Source organism: Halarcobacter sp., from assembly GCF_963675975.1.
Lineage (GTDB): Bacteria > Campylobacterota > Campylobacteria > Campylobacterales > Arcobacteraceae > Halarcobacter.
The window spans coordinates 179,807-199,110 of the sequence record NZ_OY780939.1; the positions used below are offsets into that span (position 1 = coordinate 179,807).

Below are 19,304 nucleotides of genomic sequence, written 5' to 3' on the forward strand. Positions count from 1 at the left end.
AAAAAAAGGATTTTTTTGTTTTTTCACTATCATCCATATAAACCTTTTTTACATGAAGATACAAAAGCTATTATAGTTGGAACCTTGCCACCTCCAAGATTTTGCACCAAAGATTATAAAAAAGAAGATGTTTTATTTTGCTATGGTTCAAAGGATAATTTGCTTTGGAAAGCAATTGAAGTGATTTATGAAGAAAATTTTTTATATGACAACTCAGAAAAAGCAGTAAAAATAAGAAAAGATTTCTTACTTAAGGAAAAAATAGGAATTTGTGATATAGTTGAGTCTTGTAGTAGAGAAAAAGTTGATGCAAGCGATTTAGGGATGCAAGATATAAAGTTAAGAGATATACTTGGATTTATTAAAAAATATAAGAATATCCAAACTATGATTTTCACTGGAAGTTTATCTAAAAATTCACCCGAATATTTTTTTAGAAAAGTTTTAAAAGACAACAATATTTCATTAGAGGTTATTGATGAACAAACCCCAAAAATCCACCTTTTTAAGTATGATAATAGAGATATTAAAACTATAAGTTTAACCTCACCTTCAAATGCTGCAAATAGATATATAGGTTCCACAAAAATATTTAAAGAAAAGAAAAAGATTAACCCAAATTATACTACCTTTGATTTTAGGCTTGAACAGTATAAAAAAGTCTTCAAAAGTATCTAGCTGAATTTTTACTTAAGAATATTTTTAATATTTTTTTATTAGAATACTGAATGATTATTCATTTATAGATATGTAGGAGTTAGTTATGTATATTTCTGAAATTATGATGTTTGTGGTTGCGGGATTGGCACTTTTTACTTTGGCTTCTTGGTTTATTACTTTTTTTGTAAAAGAGGATTAAAGAGAGTTACTCTACTCAATTTTAAAATTGAGTAGAGTGAAGAATTAGAAAGCTTCTACAATAGAACCTTTATATTTTTCTTTGATAAATTGTTTTACTTCTTCTGAATTTAAAGCTGCATCTAAAGCTTTAATATAATCTGTATTTTCATTACCTCTTTTAACTGCAACAATATTTACATATGGAGAATCTTTTGATTCAATAACAATTGCATCTTTTGTTGGGTTTAAATCAGCTGCTAATGCATAGTTAGTATTAATAATAGCTGCATCAACTTCATCTAAAACTCTTGGTAATTGAGGAGCATCAAGCTCTCTAATTTGGATATTTTTTGGGTTTTCAGTTACATCAAGTGCAGTTTTAAGTGCTAAATCTTTAAACTTTAAAAGACCTTCTTTTACTAAAATATCTAATGCTCTACTCTCATTTGTAGGATCATTTGGTACTGCAATTACTGCACCATCTTGAATCTCTTCTAAAGAAGTGATTTTTTTAGAATATAATCCCATTGGCTCTAAGTGCACACCTACAGTTTTAACTAAATCAGTGTTTTTGTTTGCGTTAAACTCTGTTAAGTATGGAGTGTGTTGGAAAAAGTTTGCATCTAATTCACCCTCATCAACTGCAATATTTGGAGTTACATAATCAGTAAACTCAACAATCTCTAAATCATAACCTTTCTCTTTTAAAAGTGGTTTTACAACTTCTAAAATCTCTGCGTGTGGAACTGGTGTAGCTCCAACTTTAATAACTGTTTTTTTAGGCTCAACTTTTGCAGTTGTATCCTCTTTTTTTTCATCACTAGTACAAGCAGTTAAACCTAATGCAAGTCCAGCTGCAACTGTAAATTTTAAAATATTTTTAAACATAAATCTCCTTTATTTTTTTGTAATTTTATATAAATAATCCCCTGCACTTTGACAAACTTGTACAAGGGCGATAAGTATAACAACTGTATACAACATAGTATCAGTTTGGAATCTATAGTAACCATATTTAATAGCTACATCTCCTAAACCTCCACCACCAACAGCACCTGCCATGGCAGAAAAACCAATAACTGTAATAAGTGTAAGAGTAATAGCTGAAATAATACTAGGTAAAGCTTCAACTAACATCACTTTAAAAATGATTTGCCAATCACTTGCACCAAACGATTTTGCTGCTTCAACTACACCTGAATCAACCTCTTTTAAAGCACTTTCAATAAGTCTTGCAATAAAAGGAGCAGCTCCAATTGTAAGAGGAATAATAGCTGCTGTTGTACCAATACTTTTCCCTATTAAAAATTTTGTTAATGGAAAAAGTACAATCATAAGAATAATAAAAGGGAAAGACCTTAATGTATTTATGATTACATCTAATACTGAATAGATTTTTAAGTTTTCTTTTAGACCACCTTTTGAAGTTAATATCAAAATAATTGCTAAAAAGAATCCAATTATAACAGCAAAAAATGTTGATACAAAAGACATATAAACTGTTTCACCTAAAGCTGGTAATAAAATATCAACCATTATAATTCCTCCCAAACAATATCGTGTTGTTTTATATATTCAAGAACTTTTTGCTTCTCTTCCTCTTTTATATTAATAACCATATTTCCAACAATATGAGTATTTATCTCTTCAAGTTTTCCCCATACTATATTGAAATCCATGTCAAGTTTTCTTGCCATAGTAGTTATAAAAGATTGGTAAGCATTGTCTTTTGGGAAATAAAGTTTGATATTTACACCATTATTTGGTACAACTTCAACCTCTCCTAAAAACTCTTTCATTTTTTCATCTGGTTTTAAAAACAACTCTTCAGTATCATCAAAACCAATAATATTTCCATGTTCTAATAAAAGTGCTTTTTGTGCAATCTGTTTTACAACTTCCATTTCGTGAGTTACTAAAACAATAGTAATATTTAACTTTTCATTAATCTCTTTTAAAAGATTTAAAATTGAAGTTGTTGTATTTGGATCAAGTGCTGATGTTGCTTCATCAGAAAGTAAAACTTCAGGCTCTAAAGTTAAAGCTCTAGCAATAGCAACACGCTGTTTTTGTCCACCACTTAATTGACTGGGATATGAATCTGTTTTTTCTTCTAAACCAACTAAACTTAAAAGCTCAATTACTTTTTTATCAATATCATTTTTAGAATATCCCCAAAGTTGCATAGGTAAAGCAACATTTTCATATACAGTTTTTCTTTGAACCAATGAAAAATGTTGAAAAATCATTCCAATCTTTTTTCTAAAACTTCTTAATTGTTCTTTATTTAAATCTTTAATCTCTTTATCATCAACTAATAAAGAACCTGTACTATAATCCTCAAGACCATTTATACATCTAAGAAGTGTAGATTTACCAGCTCCACTATGTCCAACTATAGCAAAGATTTCACCCTCTTTTATATCAATAGAAATATCATTTAAAACTTTTACATCACCATAATACTTATTTAGATTTTTAATACTAATCATAAATTATCCTTATTACACGCGAATAGTATAAAAAGTTTTATAAAAAAAATGTTAAGTAGTTATACAATTGTATAAATTATATGTAGAATTAAAAAGCCTCTACTATTGAGCCTTTATATTTGTTTTGAATAAACTCTTTAACCTCTTTAGAATTTAGTACTTCATCTAAAGCTTTAATATAATCCTTTTTTTCATTACCTCTTTTAACTGCAATTATATTTGCATATTTAGAATCCTTTGATTCTATTGCTATAGCATCTTTTAATGGATTTAATCCAGAAGATAAGGCATAATTGGTGTTTATAACTGCTGCATCAATATCATCTAATATTCTAGGTAGTTGAGCTGCATCAAGCTCTTTTATAAATAGATTTTTTGGATTTTTTTCTATATCTAGTACAGTTTTAGTAGAAACTTTTTTTAATGTTAATAACCCTATGCTTTCCAGTAAATCCAAAGCTCTACTTTTGTTTGTGGCATCATTTGGTATTGCAATTATAGATTCATCTTCTAAATTTTTAAGATTATTAATTTTTTTTGAATAAAGTCCCATAGGTTCTAAGTGAACACTTACAGTTTTTACTAAATGGGTTTTTCTATTTTTATTAAATTCGTATAAATAAGGAGCATGTTGAAAAAAGTTTGCATCTAACTCCCCCTCATCAACTGCAATATTAGCTGTAACATAATCTGTTACACTTTTAATCTCTAAATCATAGCCTTTCTTTTTTAATAAAGGTCGAATAAATTCTAAAATTTCACCGTGTGGAATTGGTGTTGCACCAACTTTTATTACATTTTTTTCTAATTCAAATTTTTTATTTTTTTTGGTATCTGAACATGAAGTAAAAAACAATGTCAAAATAGTAATTAGAAAAATACTAGAGATTGTTTTTAACACAGGCTTCCTTTTTAAATATCATACAAACAATGACTTAAGTCACAATATATTAATCCTATAATATAAAAAACTTAATAAAATCAGCTTAATCATTAGTATTAAAAATATACAATTTATCTTAAATGGGAAATTAATTAACTAATTTACTTAAAAATAGATTTAGAATTTATGTCTTATACTGTAATTGCTAAACAATTTAATATAAGGATATATCATGTTTATTACAGAAATAGCTATTTTTGTTGTATGTGGTCTTATAGCTTTTACAATTGCTAGTGGAATAGTTAGTGCTTTTGTAAGGGATTAGTTTGAATAATGAGTAAAAAAAGAATATCTTTTTTACTCATTCATTCCAGCAAAAAACTCTTCATTATTTTTAGTTTTTTGCATTTTTGAATATAAAAATTTAAGTGCTTCAACTTCATCCATTGAACCAATTGCATTTCTAAGTATCCAAGTTTTTTGTAAAATCTCAGGAGTAAGAAGTAATTCCTCTTTTCTAGTTCCAGATTTAATAATATCAAGAGCTGGGTAAACTCTTCTATTAGCAGCATTTCTACTTAATACAACTTCTGAGTTACCAGTTCCTTTGAACTCTTCAAAAATAACTTCATCCATTTTTGAACCAGTTTCAATAAGTGCAGTTGAGATAATAGTTAAAGAACCACCCTCTTCTATATTTCTAGCGGCTCCAAAAAATCTTTTTGGTTTATGTAAAGCATTTGCATCAACCCCACCTGAAAGTACTTTTCCTGATGAAGGAGTAACTGTATTGTATGCTCTTGCTAATCTTGTGATCGAATCAAGTAAAATTACAACATCTTTTTTCATCTCTACAAGTCTTTTTGCTTTTTCAATAACAATCTCTGCAACTCTTACATGGTTATGAGCTGGAAGGTCAAATGTAGATGAATAAACCTCACCTTTAACAGATCTTTGCATATCTGTAACCTCTTCAGGTCTTTCGTCAATTAAAAGTACCATTAGATGAGTATCAGGATGATTCTTTGTAATACCATGGGCTAACTCTTTTAAAAGTTCAGTCTTACCAGTTTTAGGAGGAGCAACTATAAGTCCCCTTTGACCTTTACCCATAGGAGCAAATAGATCTAACATTCTACCTGTCATTCTTGTTTGGTCATACTCAAAAGAGAATCTTTCAGTAGAATAAAGAGGTGTTAGGTTATCAAATAATGGTCTGTTTTTTGACTCATTTATTGGAAGATAGTTTATTGCCTCTATTTTTAATAATGCGTTATATTTTTCACTATCTTTGTTTGGTGGTCTAACTTGTCCTGTAACAATATCACCTGTTCTTAAAGCAAACTTTCTAATTTGAGTTGCAGATACATAAGAATCATTTGAAGTATCAGAAAAGTTTCCATCAATTGCTCTTAAGAAACCAAAGCCACCATCTTTTATCTCTAAGATACCAGTGAAAAGAATAAATCCACCTTGATCAATTTGAGATTTTAAAATGTTAAACATTAAATCTTGTCTTTTTAATTCTTGCGGGTTTTCAACTTCTAAGTCTTTTGCTATTTTTAAAAGTTCTTCAAGTGGTAATTGTCTTAGTTGTTCAATTTTATAACCTTCTACAGGTACATGAGTTCTTGTTTTTTTCCCATTGCCGTTAGAGGCTCTTGTAGTTTTTTTAGTTTGAGTTTTTGACTCTTCCATAAGATTATTTTGCCTTTATAGATTTTATATACTAATTGTGGTTTTAATTTTGTAGTTTCGTTTAGTATTTTTTAAGTGGTGTAATTTTAGTCTTTATTTTTAAATTTGTCAATAAAATGAATAGAGAATAAAAAAGGTGCCTAAAATATAGACACCTTTATATTATTTAATAATAAGTAATTATTATAAATCACCCTCATGTTTGCTTAAGTATTCAGCTACACCTTCAGTAGTATCTTTCATACCTTCATCACCTTTGTTCCATCCTGCAGGACAAACTTCACCATGCTCATTAGTAAATAACATAGTATCTACCATTCTAATCATTTCATCAATATTTCTACCAAGTGGCAAGTCATTGATTACTGCATGTCTTACTGTACCATCTTTATCAATTAGGAAAGAACCTCTTAAAGCTACAGAATCTCCGAATAATACATCATAATCTCTAGAAATTTGTTTAGAAAGGTCTGCAACTAATGGGAATTTAACTCTTCCAATTCCACCATTTTCAACTGCAGTTTCTCTCCACGCAAAGTGTGAGAATTGAGAATCAACTGAACAACCGATTACTGAAATTCCTCTTGATTCAAACTCTTCGATTCTTTTTGAGAATGCAATGATTTCTGATGGACAAACGAAAGTAAAGTCTAAAGGATAGAAAAATAATACCGCACCTTTTTCACCAATATTGTCATATAAATTAAAATCTTCAACGATTTGACCATCTGCAAGTACAGCTGTTGCTGTAAAATCTGGAGCTTTTTTTGTTACTAACATGTAATTTCCTTTTATTAAAATTAATTTTGTAAATGTAATTATAGTATAAATTTTTTAAATAAAAAAGACTATTTCATATTAAGTTTTAAAATTTAAGATATATTTTATTTTTGGAAAAAAATTATCCATTAATAGAGTAGTGCAAAATATAATAATACAAAAAGTGTTAATTTTTGGTAAAGATAAATATTAACTTAACTTATAATCATAGAATTTAAAGTTTAATTAATTTTTAATGTGCTAAAGTTTATTAAATTTTACAAGGAGTCAAAATGGCAGTAAAAATTACTGATATTTGTATCAACTGTGACGCATGTTTAGATGAGTGTCCAACTGAGTCAATCGTTGATAATGATGAAAACCCAACAGGTGAAGATATTTATTATGTAAATTCAGAAACATGTACAGAATGTGTTGGTGACAATGATGCACCTGCATGTGCAGACGCATGTCCAACTGAGGGTTGTATTGTATGGGATAATCCTACAACTGAAGGTGCAGTTGACGGGCAACCTGTAGTAGAAGATTAATAATAAATAACTAAATATTTATAAAAGGCAAGTAGTATTTTAAAAACTACTTGCCTTTTTTTATTTTTTTAGGTATAATCCGCGGCTTAAAAATTAAATGAGGAAATGATCATATGGAACAAACATTATCAATCATCAAACCTGATGCAGTTGCAAAGAATGTTGTAGGTAAAATCTTAGACAGATTTGAGTCAAATGGATTAAGAATAGCAGCTACTAAAAAAATTCAATTATCTAAAGCTGATGCAGAAGCTTTTTATGCAGTACATGCAGAAAGACCTTTCTTCGGTGAACTAGTTGATTTCATGATTTCTGGACCAGTTGTAGTTTCAGTACTTGAAGGTGACAACGCAATGGCTAAAAATAGAGAGTTAATGGGTGCAACTAACCCTAAAGAAGCAGCAGCTGGTACAATCAGAGCTGATTTCGCTGAATCTATTGATGCTAACGCAGTTCATGGTTCTGACTCTTTAGAGAATGCAGCAATCGAAATTAAGTTTTTCTTTTCAGATAGAGAAATCTGCTAAGAACTTCTAAATTACCCAATGAAAATCGAGTTTAGAAAAGTCCCTCAAACTCCTAAGGAGTTGAGTGCTGAATTCAATTCAGTAAAAATTGAAGGTACTTTTTGTAAAATGTCGCCATCTTTAGTTAAAATTGATGGTAAACTAACAGGTGAAACCTCTATACCTTGTGCAAGATGTGGACAAGAAGAGACTGTAACTTTAAATGAAGATATTAACTTTATATTAAGTGATGGTATATATAAGTCAACTTCTGAAGAAGATGACTTAATAATAGAGATAGAAAATAGCCTAATCAATTTTGATGAAATAATCGAAAGTGAAATTTCATCTATTCAAAGCGATTATTACATTTGTTCAGAATGTGAAAATTCTGACTTTGTTGAAAAAGAATACTAAATAAGGAGAGAAAAATGGCAGTACCTAAGAGAAGAGTATCTCATACTAGAGCAGCTAAAAGAAGAACTCACTATAAAATTACTTTAAAAAGACCGGTAAAAGATAGTGATGGTAGTTGGAAAATGCCTCATATGGTTAACCCAAATACTGGTGAATACAAAAGCTAATGCTAAAAATAGCTATTGACGCGATGGGTGGGGACTTTGGTCCCGAACCTATTATAGAGGGTTTAATATTAGCCCTTAGAAATAATAATACTTTTACTGCAATTGCAGTAGGAGACGAAAACCAAATTAAACCTTTAATTCCAAACTATCTTGCAAGTAGAATTGAAATACTTCATACAGACGATGTAATTAGTATGTCAGACTCTGCAACAGATGCACTTAAAAGAAAAGAATCAACAATTTATAAAGCAATTGAGTTAGTAAAAGAAGAACAAGCAGATGCAGTTGTATCAGCTGGACATTCTGGAGCTTCTATGTCTTTAGCAACACTTAGAATTGGAAGAATCAAAGGTGTTAGTAGACCTGCAATTGCAACTCTTATGCCAACTAGTGAAAACCAAAATACACTTGTATTAGATGTTGGTGCTAATGTAGATTGTGAAGCAAAAAATCTTTATGAATTCGCAGTAATGGGACAAGTTTATGCAGAAGATGTATTACAACTTGATGATCCACTTATTGGTCTATTAAGTAATGGTGAAGAAGAGAGTAAAGGAAATGAAGTTACAAAAGAAGCATTTAAACTAATCTCAAAAGTACCAAACTTCGCTGGAAATGTAGAGGGAAGTGATGTATTTAAAGGAACAGTTGATGTTGTGGTTTGTGATGGATTTATTGGTAATATTTTACTAAAAACTGCAGAAGGTGTAGCAGATACAATTGGTAAAATTATTAAGAAAAATTTAAAAAGATCTCTTATTTCAATAGCCGGTGCAGTACTAATGAGAAAAGTATTTAAAAACTTAAAAGTTAGAGTTGACTATGCAGAATATGGTGGGGCACCACTGTTAGGTGTAAAAGCACCTGTAATTATAGCTCATGGTAAATCTAATCCAAAAGCTATACAAAATGCAATTTTTCAAGCAATTAATAGTGCAAGCTCGAATTTAAATAATGATATTGAAGAGAGATTAAAAAAATATAGTTCATAAAACTTTTGTTTTTTAAGGAATTTTAATGGCATATGCAGCATTTAGATCAATTGGAGCTTACATCCCTCCTAAAATAATGACAAATTTTGATTTTGAAAAAATTATTGATACCTCTGATGAATGGATAACTAAAAGAACTGGTATAAAAGAAAGAAGACTAGCTGAAGATAATGAAGCTTCATCAGATTTAGGAGCAAGAGCAGCCCAACAAGCAATACAAAGAGCTGGAATTGCAAAAGAAGATATAGATTTAGTAATTTGTGCTACAGTTACGCCTGATTACTTATGTATGCCTTCTACAGCATGCTTAATAGCTTCAAAACTTGAACTTCCTCCAGTGCAAGCATTTGATGTAAGTGCAGCATGTACAGGTTTTGTTTACGCAACTTCTATAGCAAAAGCATTTATAGAATCAGGAATGAAAAAAAATGTTCTAATAATTGGAGCAGAAAAATACAGTTCTATTTTAGACTATACAGATAGAGCTACTTGTTTTATTTTTGGAGATGGTGCAGGTGCTGCAATTATCTCTGCTACAGATAAAAAAGAGGAAGCTATCATTGATGTTAATTGTTCAAGTGATGGTAATTATGATGATTTAATCCAAACTCCAGGTGGAGGAAGTAAAAATCCTTGTTCACAAGAAGTTTTAGATAATAAAATGGCTTGTATCAGAATGAAAGGAAATGAAACTTTTAAACTTGCAGTTAAAACACTATCTTCAGATGTGAAAGAATTACTTGAAAAGAATAATTTATCAAATGAAGATATAACACACTTTATACCACATCAAGCTAATTATAGAATAATAAAAGCTGTTGGTGACTCTTTAAATTTAAAAGAGGAACAAATTGTATTAACAGTACATAAATATGGTAATACCTCTGCAGCTTCAATCCCTATGGCAATGAATGATGCCTATGAAGAGGGAAAAATAAAAGCAGGAGATAATATACTTTTTGATGCTTTTGGAGCAGGACTTACTTGGGGAAGTGCAATTTTCCCATTTTCACCTAATAAATAAATTTATAAAAAAGCATTTTGCTTTTTTATATACATCTAATCAGACTTTTTACTAATAATCTTTTTCTGACAAATATAATCTAAAAATATCTCTTTATATAATAAAAAACAAAATTCTTTAAGTTTGCTTATTATAGAATTTATAATCTACCTAATTAGGAAGTATATATGAAATCTGTCTCAATTAAATTCAAAACATTAACACTTATCGTAGGAATAATTATTGTAGTAACGATATTACAACTGTTTGTTTCTATTTATGAAACTAACGCCCTAACCAAAATTCAAATGAATCACTATAGTAAAGAATCATACAAACGGGTTGATTATGAATTAAAAAGTTATATTGAGATTGTTAAAAACATGATGGAAGAGGAATATGAACATAATCCAGTAAATGCTAAAGAAGTAATTATTAATCAATTAAAAAACCTAAGATATGGGGAAAATGGTTATTTTTGGATACATACTCTTGATTCAAAAATGCTTATGCACCCAGTAAACCAATCACGTATGGGACAAGATTTAAATGAAGTAAAAGATCCCGATGGGGTATATATATTTAGAGAGATGAATAAAATAGCTAAAGAGAAAGGTATGGGAAAAGTAGCCTATAAAACTATAAAACCAGATGATAATAAAAAAATTGATAAATTCTCTTATGTATTTTTATTTGAACCTTATGATTGGGTTGTGGGGACAGGGGCATATGTTGATGATATAGAAAAAAATATTCTCAAAATAAAAGAAGACAGTGTAGAAAAAACAAAACGTCTTATTATAATGGTAACAATGTTTTCATCTGTGGTAATTATAATTTCATATTTTTTAATAATTTTTGCTTTTAATCATGTTATTGAAAAACCTTTAGTAATGTTCAAATCATATTTTGAAAATTTCTTAAAATTTATTACAATGGAAAACAACAGATACACTTCAACTGAAGTTAAAAATGTTGATGAAATTAGTGAACTTCTTTTAATGATTAATGAAACAGCTGAAAGTTTTGATAAAAAACTTAAAAATGACATGAGAGTTATGGGAGAAGTTGTATTAACAGCAGATAGAATTGAACAAGGTATTTATAATTGTAGAATAAAATCTGATAGTGAAAACCCTATGATTATGACACTAAAAAAATCTCTTAATAAAATGCTTGTTGTTTTAAACACTAATATGCAGGATATTCAAAATACACTTGAAGCTTATGAAAAAGATGATTTTACAAAAAGAATTGATATTGATCCTAGATTAAAAGCTACTATGCTTGCAGTTATTGATGGTGTAAATACTTTAGGTGAAACTCTAAGTGAAAACGCGAAAAGCAACCTGCATAATGGAGAGACATTAGAGAATAACTCAACAACAATGACAAGCTCAATGGAAAACCTAGCATTAAAAGCAAATGAACAAGCAGCAAGCTTAGAAGAGACAGCAGCAGCAGTAGAAGAGATTACCTCTATAACAAGAGGGAACACACAAAATGCAACAAAAATGGCAACATTAGGGAAAACAGTAAGAGATTCAGTAACAACAGGTGAAGATTTGGCATCTAAAACAGCATCTTCAATGGATGAGATAAATGAAAAAGTAACAGCAATAAATGAAGCAATAAATGTAATTGATCAAATAGCCTTCCAAACAAATATACTTTCGTTAAATGCAGCAGTTGAAGCAGCAACTGCAGGAGAAGCAGGAAAAGGGTTTGCAGTAGTAGCACAAGAAGTAAGAAACCTAGCATCAAGATCTGCACAAGCAGCAAAAGAGATAAAAGAATTAGTAGAAGATGCAAACCTAAAAGCAAATGAAGGTAAAGTAATTTCAGATAGTATGATAGAAGGATATAAAGAGTTAAATACACATATAAGTGAAACAATCCATATCATAGAAGATGTAAGTGTAGCATCAAGAGAACAGATGACAGGTATAGAACAAATAAATGATACAATAACAATGTTAGATAGAGTAACACAAGAGAATGCGAGTGAAGCTAATCAAGTAAAAGAGATAGCAAAAGAAGTATCAGCAATGGCAAATGAATTAGTACAAGATGCCAAAAGTAAAAAGTTTAACTAAGGAGAGAACATGGCAGCAGGACAAGAGACAGTTTTAGATGAATATGCATTCTTAGTTAGTGAAACAGATGAAAAGGGTATAATAAGATTTGCCAATGATGATTTTTGTAAAATAGCAGAATATAGCCTAGAAGAGTTAATAGGTGAGCCACATAATAAAGTAAGAGATCCTGAAATGCCTAAAAAAGCTTTTAAGTCATTGTGGGATACAGTACAAAAAGGTGAAATCTGGACAGGCTATGTAAAAAATGCTACCAAATCAGGAGGATATTATTGGGTATATGCTACAGTATATCCATTCGAAAGTTGTGATGGTTCTAAAGGTTATCTATCTTGTAGAAGAAAACCTTCTAGAGAAGAAATTGACACTATTAAAGAAGTTTACAAACAATGGAATTTAGAAGAGAAAAAATAAACTCTTCTAATCTTACTTATAAATATTGAACTAATCCCATATAAAATATTGTTCCCAAAAATATTGATACTAAATAGTTTTTCATAATTAGGTGTAAAACTACAGTAAATAATATAGCCCCTATCTCTTTTATTCCATAAGGATATAAAGAGAAATCAATATCTTTTAAAGTGTAAAAAATCAATATTGTAAGTATTATTGAGGGAAAATATTTTCCTATAAATTCCAAAGACGCAGGCAATTCAGCTTTTTTAAAAAAGATAAAAGGAAAAGCTCTTGTAAAGATATTTACTGCTGTCATAACAGCAATTGCTAAAAATATTTCTATATTACTCATTGTTATCCAATCTTGCTCTAAATAAAAATAGAACAACTAATGATAAAATAATAGAAGTGATTAGCATCTTATCAGTTGGTACTAAAATAAAAGCTACAACTGATGTAAAAGCCCCAATTAAAAATGGAATTTTATTATTTAAATTTTTATATTGTTCAATACATAAAACTACAAATAGTGCTGTTAAAGAAAACTCCAAACCTGCAGTGTTAAAATCAATATTTGAGCCAATTATTGCACCTAAAGTTGAACCGATAAACCAATAAGTTTGGTTAAAGGCACATAAAAAGAAGTAATACCATCTTTTTTTTAACTGTTCATCATCTTTTATTGTAGTCAATAAAGCATAAGTTTCATCAGTTAAGGCAAATATTAAATATGGTTTTAATTTACCAGCTTTCTTAAATCTTTTTAATAAAGATAAACCATAAAAAGATTGTCTAAGATTTACAAACCATGAAGCAATAGCTATATCTATAAGCCCCGCTTTTACATTAAAAAAATTGATTGCAACAAACTGCAATGCGCCTGCATAAATAAATAAAGACATAATAGGTGCATAAAACCAAGGGTAATCAAAAGATACTAAAAGCAAACCAAATGCAAAACCCAAAACACTATATCCCATCATAACTGGAATAGAAATTTTAAACGCGGTTTTTATCTCTCTTTCGTATTTCAATAAAACCTACTTTATAAGATTTTTGTTATTAGGATTGTTTTTAAATACATTAAATGACTTCTCTTTTGCATCTTTATTAAATTTATCAACTGTTGCAACTGAATTTATATATAAAATTGATTCATCAATAATAATTTGGAAAACAGAAAACAATGGAACCTTTACAACTGAACCAAAATTTTCACTCCCAAAACCTGCTTCAAAGCTCAAATAGTTATCATCAATTTCTATAGTAGAATAAGTATAATTACTTAATACAAAAAGTGAGAATTTAGATAATTGATCAAATACTAATGGAGGTAATTCTGGATTAAATTTTACAGCATCTATATTTGCAGTTATAGCAAACTCTTGCCCTTGTTCTATTAAAAACTCCATAGTCTCTTTTACTTGTTTACTAACTAAATCTTTATATTCATTATTTTCAATTATATTATTTATCATTTTTAATCCTAGGTTCATTATGGTTTTTGTATTATACCTTATGAAACGGTTTATTTTTCTTATTTTTTTATCTGTGTCACTACTAAATTCAAAAAGTATTATTTTAACAAAAAACGACATAAAAAATATAGATAATAGTTATAATAAAAAAGCAATTTTTTTAAGACTTCAAGGATATGTAAAATTAAAGAGAAAAATCAAAGATTTTGATTTAGAAAAAAAACTCAACTATGTTAACAGCTTTTATAATAGAATCTTACCTATTGATGATTCAAAAAAATATAGTGTAGATGACCATTGGGCAACGCCTAAAGAGTTTTTAATTGAAGGTAAAGGTGATTGTGAGGATTATGCAATTGCAAAATATTTTACACTTTTAGAAGTTGGTATTCCAAAAGATAAACTATATTTTGCTGTAGTAAAAGTAAAAGCAGAGACAAATTATCATATGGTATTACTTTACCTTGAAAATAAAAAAGCTATGCCACTAGTTTTAGACAATCTAAGCTTTAAAATTCTTCCTTTTGACAAAAGAAAAAAACTTGAACCAAAAGTTATTTTTAATGAGAAAGAAGCTTTTATTCTAAAAAACAAAAAAATATCAAAAAAAGTTAAAATTGATTGGGGTAAGGTTAATAAGTGGGAATTATTACTTGATAGAGTTTATACTAAAAATGAATAATCCTCTAAAACATCAAAATCAATCATAGCGTTCATCAAAGCAATTTTTTTTGAATTTTTTAACATATTAATATCAATATCTTTTTCAATTAATAAGCCCTCTTGTATCAATCTATCTCTAGTAGTACCCAAAAGAAGAGGTTTTTTAGATGTTAACCAGTTTGTCCCATCAAATATGGCTATATTTGCAATCGAAGTATCTGTAACAAAATTATCTTTTATAATTATAATCTCATCAGCATCTTCTTTTTTCTCAAATAATTTATCTAAAGATTCTCTATTTAAATATTTTTTTGAATAAGAAATACCATCTTCATGTAGGATTTTAAAAGTTTTTATTTCCCTTTTTTTATAAGGAAAAAACTCAACACTTAAGACTCCACTCTCATCATATATAAGTTTACATCTTAAAAGTTTATTTGAAGAAGGATAAATATAATCTTGAAGATTTAAGTTTAAACCAATCGTTCTTGCTATTCTTTTTTCATGAAAAGATAAATTAAAAACTTCAAAATCTTCACATTTAATTGTTTCAAAAAAAATATTTTTTTCCATCATTGTCCTAAAATTTTTAGTAATGATAACAAAAAAATATTTTAAAAAAGTATCAATTGATTAAAGATGACAATTATCGCAATCAATTGTTAATTCATCAACATCACATTTTACGCATTTGTGAGCTAAATCTTCAGCTAAAAAAACTCTTTTTTGAGTACAGTTTGGATTGTTTGAAGCATGAAAAGCAACATTTGTACTTGGATCGAACAATAAAGTGTTAGCTACATTTGAACACAATGAGTGATTTTTTGCAAGGGCTCTTCTTACATTTATTTGATACGATCTTGATAATTGAGTTTGAATTTTTATATCACTTGATGTTTTCGCAAGTTTTATTTTTTCTTCTATAGTTTTTGTTTTTAAAAAAACCATCATTTTCTCCAGCTTTTGTTTTAAATTATTTTATAATATTCTTATTACAGATTGATTACAAATAATTTTATTTATCCCATAAAAAAGAAAATATATAATTTAAATAACTAAATTATAACAATATATAATTATGAGAATTGGATTTTATATTTTTATAAATAAAAATTTTATTAATAAAAAAACTAATTTTTTAATTTAAAAATATTTATATAGATATTATTTTATAAAAAGGTCAAATTTGAATATTTAATTTATAACCAATTCCTGAAAAATTTTGAAGAATTGATTTGTAAGTTTTTTTTCTAAAATCTCTTATTAATGATTTTAATGCAGCAGTAGTTGATTCATTGTCCCAAATATGATATTCTAACTCTTCGTATGTTATAACTCTGTTTTGATTTTGTATAAATAGATTAATAAGTATTGTCTCTTTTTTATTTAATACTATAATCTCAGAATCTTTTGTAATTGTTTGGGTTTGATGATTAAAAATCATATCTTTACCAAGTTTTACATTACTATAAATTCTTGACTCAATCACTTGTAAACATTTATTAAGTGCAATTAAAAACTCATCTTTTAAAAAAGGTCTTACAAGATATTTAGTTATATAAAGTTCAATCAAGTCATTAACATATTTATTATCTAGACTGCTACTTATTACAATAAAAGCTGTCTTAATATCACTTTTTCGTATCTCTTTAAGAAAAGCTATCATATTTGCATCTTCAAAACTATCATCAACAACTACAATACAAGGTGAATATTTTTTATAAGATTTTTGTGCTTCTTTTAAAGAGTTTGCAATGAAAACCTTTTTTAAGTTTTCATTTAATATTGGTAATATTTCATCTTCACTTTTTTTATTTGTACAAACATATAAAACAAGCAAATTTTTTAATGTCATTTTTTATAAACCTTCTAAAATATTTTTAGTATCAGTCACATTTGCATAAGCAAACTCTAGTGCTGACATTATTGTTCCATGAACATATTTTGCTGGAATTTTAATTTTATCATATTCCAACTCTTTAGTTGCACAAGCATCACTTACAACAATGCAATTGTATCCAAAATCTTTTGCTGCTCTAACTGTAGCATCAATACACATATGAGACATTGCTCCAACTATAACTAAAGTATTAATCTCATTTTCATCTAAATACTCTTTTAAATCTGTATCTAAAAAACTATTTGGTCTGTTTTTAGAAATCACTTTTTCATTTTTTAAAGGACTCAACAAAGAATATATTTTTGCACCAGATGTTCCTTTAGCAAAAAATCTTGCATCTAAAGATTCATTTTCATGAAATACATGAATAACTTCAAATTGTTTTTGTCTAAAGATATCTAAAATCAATTTTGCATTTAAAGAAGCCTCTTCACTATTTTCTAAAGGAAACTTTGCATCTTTGAAACTAGAAAAATAATCGTTTTGGAAATCTACTAAAAGTAGTGCTGTGTTTTTCATTTATAATCCTTTTTTATTTTAAAAATTATAAATAAAGATAGAAGGAAAAAAGAGGGATTAAATTAAAAAGGCAAATATATTTTATCAAGTAGTTCTTGGTATTCTAAAGAAGCATCAGAATCACAAGTGATTCCACCACCACTTTTATAGTATAAATTTGAGTTTTCATCTTTCTCAATAAATCTAATCATAACTGCGCTATTAAAATTTTCACCATCAAAAACACCAAATATTCCAGTATAAAAACCTCTGTCATACTCTTCAATATCTTTTAATATCTCTATAGTTTTCTTTTTAGGGGTTCCAGTTATAGAACCAGCAGGTAAAAGTGAAGCTAAAATATCTCCAATATTTTCATTCCAGTTTTCTTTTAACTCTCCACTAATTTTTGAACTTATTTGCAGTAATTCTTTATCTCCTGCATTTATTTTATCTATATATCTAAACTCATCTACTCTGATTTTATTTGCAACTATTCCTAAATCATTTCTAAGTAAATCAACAACCATAGTATGTTCTGCCATCTCTTTAGTATCATTTAGAATTTTATCTTTTGCATTTTCAATACTATTATCAATGGTTCCTTTCATAGGATGGGTAAAGATTTTATTGTTTTTTATCTCTATAAATTTTTCAGGGGAAAAACATATAAACTCATCTAAAAATTTTAATTTATATTTTGCTTTGGCTTTTTCATAAATCTCATCAAAGGAATAATCAGTTTCAATTTTTGTTTTTGCTGTTAGGTTTAAAAGATAAGAATTTCCTGCTTTTATATGCTCTTGCAAAATATCAAACTTTTTTTTATATTCACTAAAAGATATTGGATATTTTTTTATAGATATTTTTTTATTAATATCAAGACTTATCTCTTCATCAATTTTAAATTTTATTGTAGAGGGTAAATCTTTTAAAGAGTTTATATAATATTTTTCTAAATCATAAGATACTAGAAAAAAAAATGGCTCCTTTGAAGAGCCATATTTATTTAGTTTTGCTTGAAATTCTTTATTCAAATTTATTGTTTTAATACAAGCTTTTTAAGTACTGCCATTCTTACAGCAACACCATTTTTCACTTGCTCTAATACTTTATTTCTAGGATCAACTAACATCTCATCTGAAATATCAACATTTCTATTTACTGGTCCTGGGTGAAGTAATAAAATATCTCTATCCCCAAAAGTCTCTTTTGTAATACAATAATCTTTTGCATACTCGTTTAATGATTGAAAATATATTTCATTGTGTCTTTCAAGTTGTGTTCTTAAACTCATAACAACATCAACCTCATCAATTATTTCATCTAATAGGTCGTATTGTTTTAAACTCTCATCTTCATATTTAAAACAATCTGGAGCAACAAAACATACATCAACACCAAATCTTAGAAGTAACTCTTTATTTGAACCTGCAACTCTTGAAGATTTTACATCACCAACAATAGCAACTTTTTTACCTTCTATTTCACCATCAAAATGTTCACTAATAGTAAAAAGATCTAATAATGCTTGCGTAGGATGAGCAGTTTTTCCTGCTCCTGCATTTATAATAGGACAATTAACATAATCAACTAATGTTCTATGAAAATTGCAATCAGAGTGTCTAATTACAATTGCATCAGGTCTCATAGCATTTATATTCATTACTGTATCAAATACAGTTTCACCTTTATTTGTTGAACTTGTTCCAACATCTAAAGAGATTACTTGCGCACCAAGTCTTTTAGCAGCCATTTCAAAGGCTCCCCTTGTTCTTGTTGAGTTTTCAAAAAATAAATTTACAATTATTTTACCTTTTAGAACCTCACTAGATTCCATATCTGAGAAGATTTTAGCATCATCATAAATCTTAAGAATCTCTTCTTTTGTAAAGTCACTTGTAGTAATCAAATGCTGCATTTTTGTCCTTTAATTTTGATTTTGATTTTAGCTAAATAGTG

At 28.1% G+C, this 19,304-nt stretch carries 25 protein-coding genes; 10 read left to right on the forward strand and 15 right to left on the reverse strand.

Translation table 11 applies throughout. The features are described from left to right. Window positions 1-15: 15 nt before the first annotated feature. Window positions 16-678, forward strand: a complete 663-nt coding sequence (locus ACKU3H_RS00845) for a uracil-DNA glycosylase family protein (protein WP_320035084.1) — start codon at window positions 16-18, stop codon at window positions 676-678. 225 nt (window positions 679-903) lie between these two features. Here ACKU3H_RS00845 and ACKU3H_RS00850 read toward each other — a convergent pair whose 3' ends face one another. The 6 genes from ACKU3H_RS00850 to ACKU3H_RS00875 all read right to left on the reverse strand — a co-directional run bounded on the left by ACKU3H_RS00850 (window position 904) and on the right by ACKU3H_RS00875 (window position 6,693). Next, a complete protein-coding gene (locus ACKU3H_RS00850) occupies window positions 904-1,728 on the reverse strand; it encodes a MetQ/NlpA family ABC transporter substrate-binding protein (protein ID WP_320035085.1) in 825 nt (274 codons plus the stop codon). A 9-nt stretch (window positions 1,729-1,737) separates the two neighbouring features. After that, on the reverse strand, window positions 1,738-2,376 hold the full coding sequence (locus tag ACKU3H_RS00855) for a methionine ABC transporter permease (RefSeq protein WP_320035086.1): 639 nt from the start codon (window positions 2,374-2,376) through the stop codon (window positions 1,738-1,740). Beyond that, complete coding sequence (locus tag ACKU3H_RS00860; protein ID WP_320035087.1) at window positions 2,376-3,332, reverse strand: methionine ABC transporter ATP-binding protein; 957 nt, start codon at window positions 3,330-3,332, stop codon at window positions 2,376-2,378. The genes ACKU3H_RS00855 and ACKU3H_RS00860 overlap by 1 nt, the downstream gene beginning before the upstream one ends. Window positions 3,333-3,420: 88 nt before the next feature. Further along, on the reverse strand, window positions 3,421-4,233 hold the full coding sequence (locus ACKU3H_RS00865) for a MetQ/NlpA family ABC transporter substrate-binding protein (RefSeq protein ID WP_407933674.1): 813 nt from the start codon (window positions 4,231-4,233) through the stop codon (window positions 3,421-3,423). Window positions 4,234-4,572: 339 nt separating this feature from the next. Then, on the reverse strand, window positions 4,573-5,913 hold the full coding sequence (rho, locus tag ACKU3H_RS00870; protein ID WP_320035088.1) for a transcription termination factor Rho: 1,341 nt from the start codon (window positions 5,911-5,913) through the stop codon (window positions 4,573-4,575). 183 nt (window positions 5,914-6,096) lie between these two features. After that, window positions 6,097-6,693 carry a peroxiredoxin gene (locus ACKU3H_RS00875; protein WP_320035089.1) on the reverse strand — a complete coding sequence of 199 codons (597 nt, stop codon included), beginning with the start codon at window positions 6,691-6,693 and terminating at the stop codon, window positions 6,097-6,099. A gap of 272 nt (window positions 6,694-6,965) precedes the next feature. Here ACKU3H_RS00875 and ACKU3H_RS00880 point away from each other — a divergent pair, with 272 nt between their 5' ends. The 8 genes from ACKU3H_RS00880 to ACKU3H_RS00915 all read left to right on the forward strand — a co-directional run bounded on the left by ACKU3H_RS00880 (window position 6,966) and on the right by ACKU3H_RS00915 (window position 12,818). After that, window positions 6,966-7,223 (forward strand): 4Fe-4S dicluster domain-containing protein, encoded by a 258-nt coding sequence (locus ACKU3H_RS00880; RefSeq protein WP_320035090.1) that lies wholly within the window; start codon window positions 6,966-6,968, stop codon window positions 7,221-7,223. A gap of 113 nt (window positions 7,224-7,336) precedes the next feature. Next, window positions 7,337-7,750, forward strand: a complete 414-nt coding sequence (gene ndk / locus ACKU3H_RS00885) for a nucleoside-diphosphate kinase (RefSeq protein ID WP_320035091.1) — start codon at window positions 7,337-7,339, stop codon at window positions 7,748-7,750. 60 nt (window positions 7,751-7,810) lie between these two features. Beyond that, window positions 7,811-8,146: a hypothetical protein gene (locus tag ACKU3H_RS00890; RefSeq protein ID WP_320035092.1), complete on the forward strand. Its 336-nt coding sequence runs from the start codon at window positions 7,811-7,813 to the stop codon at window positions 8,144-8,146. A gap of 14 nt (window positions 8,147-8,160) precedes the next feature. Next, the gene (rpmF, locus tag ACKU3H_RS00895; RefSeq protein WP_130234204.1) at window positions 8,161-8,313 is read left to right on the forward strand and encodes a 50S ribosomal protein L32; all 153 of its coding nucleotides are present in this window, start codon (window positions 8,161-8,163) and stop codon (window positions 8,311-8,313) included. Continuing rightward, window positions 8,313-9,305, forward strand: a complete 993-nt coding sequence (gene plsX, locus ACKU3H_RS00900; RefSeq protein WP_320035093.1) for a phosphate acyltransferase PlsX — start codon at window positions 8,313-8,315, stop codon at window positions 9,303-9,305. Before rpmF ends, plsX begins: the two co-directional genes overlap by 1 nt. A 25-nt stretch (window positions 9,306-9,330) precedes the next feature. Beyond that, window positions 9,331-10,329 (forward strand): beta-ketoacyl-ACP synthase III, encoded by a 999-nt coding sequence (locus ACKU3H_RS00905; RefSeq protein ID WP_320035094.1) that lies wholly within the window; start codon window positions 9,331-9,333, stop codon window positions 10,327-10,329. Between the two features lie 167 nt (window positions 10,330-10,496). Continuing rightward, a complete protein-coding gene (locus tag ACKU3H_RS00910; protein ID WP_320035095.1) occupies window positions 10,497-12,404 on the forward strand; it encodes a methyl-accepting chemotaxis protein in 1,908 nt (635 codons plus the stop codon). Window positions 12,405-12,413: 9 nt separating this feature from the next. Further along, window positions 12,414-12,818 carry a PAS domain-containing protein gene (locus ACKU3H_RS00915; protein WP_320035096.1) on the forward strand — a complete coding sequence of 135 codons (405 nt, stop codon included), beginning with the start codon at window positions 12,414-12,416 and terminating at the stop codon, window positions 12,816-12,818. A 16-nt stretch (window positions 12,819-12,834) separates the two neighbouring features. On the opposite strand, the gene ACKU3H_RS00920 is transcribed toward ACKU3H_RS00915, so the two are convergent. The 3 genes from ACKU3H_RS00920 to ACKU3H_RS00930 are packed head-to-tail and all read right to left on the reverse strand — an operon-like array spanning window position 12,835 to window position 14,281. Further along, on the reverse strand, window positions 12,835-13,155 hold the full coding sequence (locus ACKU3H_RS00920; protein ID WP_320035097.1) for an AzlD domain-containing protein: 321 nt from the start codon (window positions 13,153-13,155) through the stop codon (window positions 12,835-12,837). Further along, on the reverse strand, window positions 13,148-13,837 hold the full coding sequence (locus ACKU3H_RS00925) for an AzlC family ABC transporter permease (RefSeq protein WP_320035098.1): 690 nt from the start codon (window positions 13,835-13,837) through the stop codon (window positions 13,148-13,150). The genes ACKU3H_RS00920 and ACKU3H_RS00925 overlap by 8 nt, the downstream gene beginning before the upstream one ends. Before the next feature lie 6 nt (window positions 13,838-13,843). Further along, entirely contained in the window at window positions 13,844-14,281 is a 438-nt protein-coding gene (locus ACKU3H_RS00930) for a hypothetical protein (protein ID WP_320035099.1), read from the reverse strand. A gap of 19 nt (window positions 14,282-14,300) precedes the next feature. Here ACKU3H_RS00930 and ACKU3H_RS00935 point away from each other — a divergent pair, with 19 nt between their 5' ends. Beyond that, the gene (locus ACKU3H_RS00935) at window positions 14,301-14,963 is read left to right on the forward strand and encodes a transglutaminase-like cysteine peptidase (protein ID WP_320035100.1); all 663 of its coding nucleotides are present in this window, start codon (window positions 14,301-14,303) and stop codon (window positions 14,961-14,963) included. On the opposite strand, the gene ACKU3H_RS00940 is transcribed toward ACKU3H_RS00935, so the two are convergent. The 6 genes from ACKU3H_RS00940 to ACKU3H_RS00965 form a co-directional block, all read right to left on the reverse strand. Further along, the gene (locus ACKU3H_RS00940) at window positions 14,945-15,517 is read right to left on the reverse strand and encodes an aminotransferase class IV family protein (protein WP_320035101.1); all 573 of its coding nucleotides are present in this window, start codon (window positions 15,515-15,517) and stop codon (window positions 14,945-14,947) included. The two genes, ACKU3H_RS00935 and ACKU3H_RS00940, sit on opposite strands and share 19 nt — an antisense overlap. A 60-nt stretch (window positions 15,518-15,577) precedes the next feature. Beyond that, window positions 15,578-15,892 carry a hypothetical protein gene (locus ACKU3H_RS00945; RefSeq protein ID WP_320035102.1) on the reverse strand — a complete coding sequence of 105 codons (315 nt, stop codon included), beginning with the start codon at window positions 15,890-15,892 and terminating at the stop codon, window positions 15,578-15,580. Window positions 15,893-16,124: 232 nt separating this feature from the next. Continuing rightward, a complete protein-coding gene (locus ACKU3H_RS00950; protein WP_320035103.1) occupies window positions 16,125-16,799 on the reverse strand; it encodes a winged helix-turn-helix domain-containing protein in 675 nt (224 codons plus the stop codon). A 3-nt stretch (window positions 16,800-16,802) separates the two neighbouring features. Continuing rightward, window positions 16,803-17,363: a cysteine hydrolase family protein gene (locus ACKU3H_RS00955; RefSeq protein ID WP_320035104.1), complete on the reverse strand. Its 561-nt coding sequence runs from the start codon at window positions 17,361-17,363 to the stop codon at window positions 16,803-16,805. Between the two features lie 62 nt (window positions 17,364-17,425). Then, window positions 17,426-18,379 carry an aminodeoxychorismate synthase component I gene (locus ACKU3H_RS00960; RefSeq protein ID WP_320035105.1) on the reverse strand — a complete coding sequence of 318 codons (954 nt, stop codon included), beginning with the start codon at window positions 18,377-18,379 and terminating at the stop codon, window positions 17,426-17,428. A 2-nt stretch (window positions 18,380-18,381) separates the two neighbouring features. Continuing rightward, window positions 18,382-19,263 carry an aspartate carbamoyltransferase catalytic subunit gene (locus ACKU3H_RS00965; RefSeq protein WP_320035106.1) on the reverse strand — a complete coding sequence of 294 codons (882 nt, stop codon included), beginning with the start codon at window positions 19,261-19,263 and terminating at the stop codon, window positions 18,382-18,384. Window positions 19,264-19,304 lie beyond the last annotated feature (41 nt).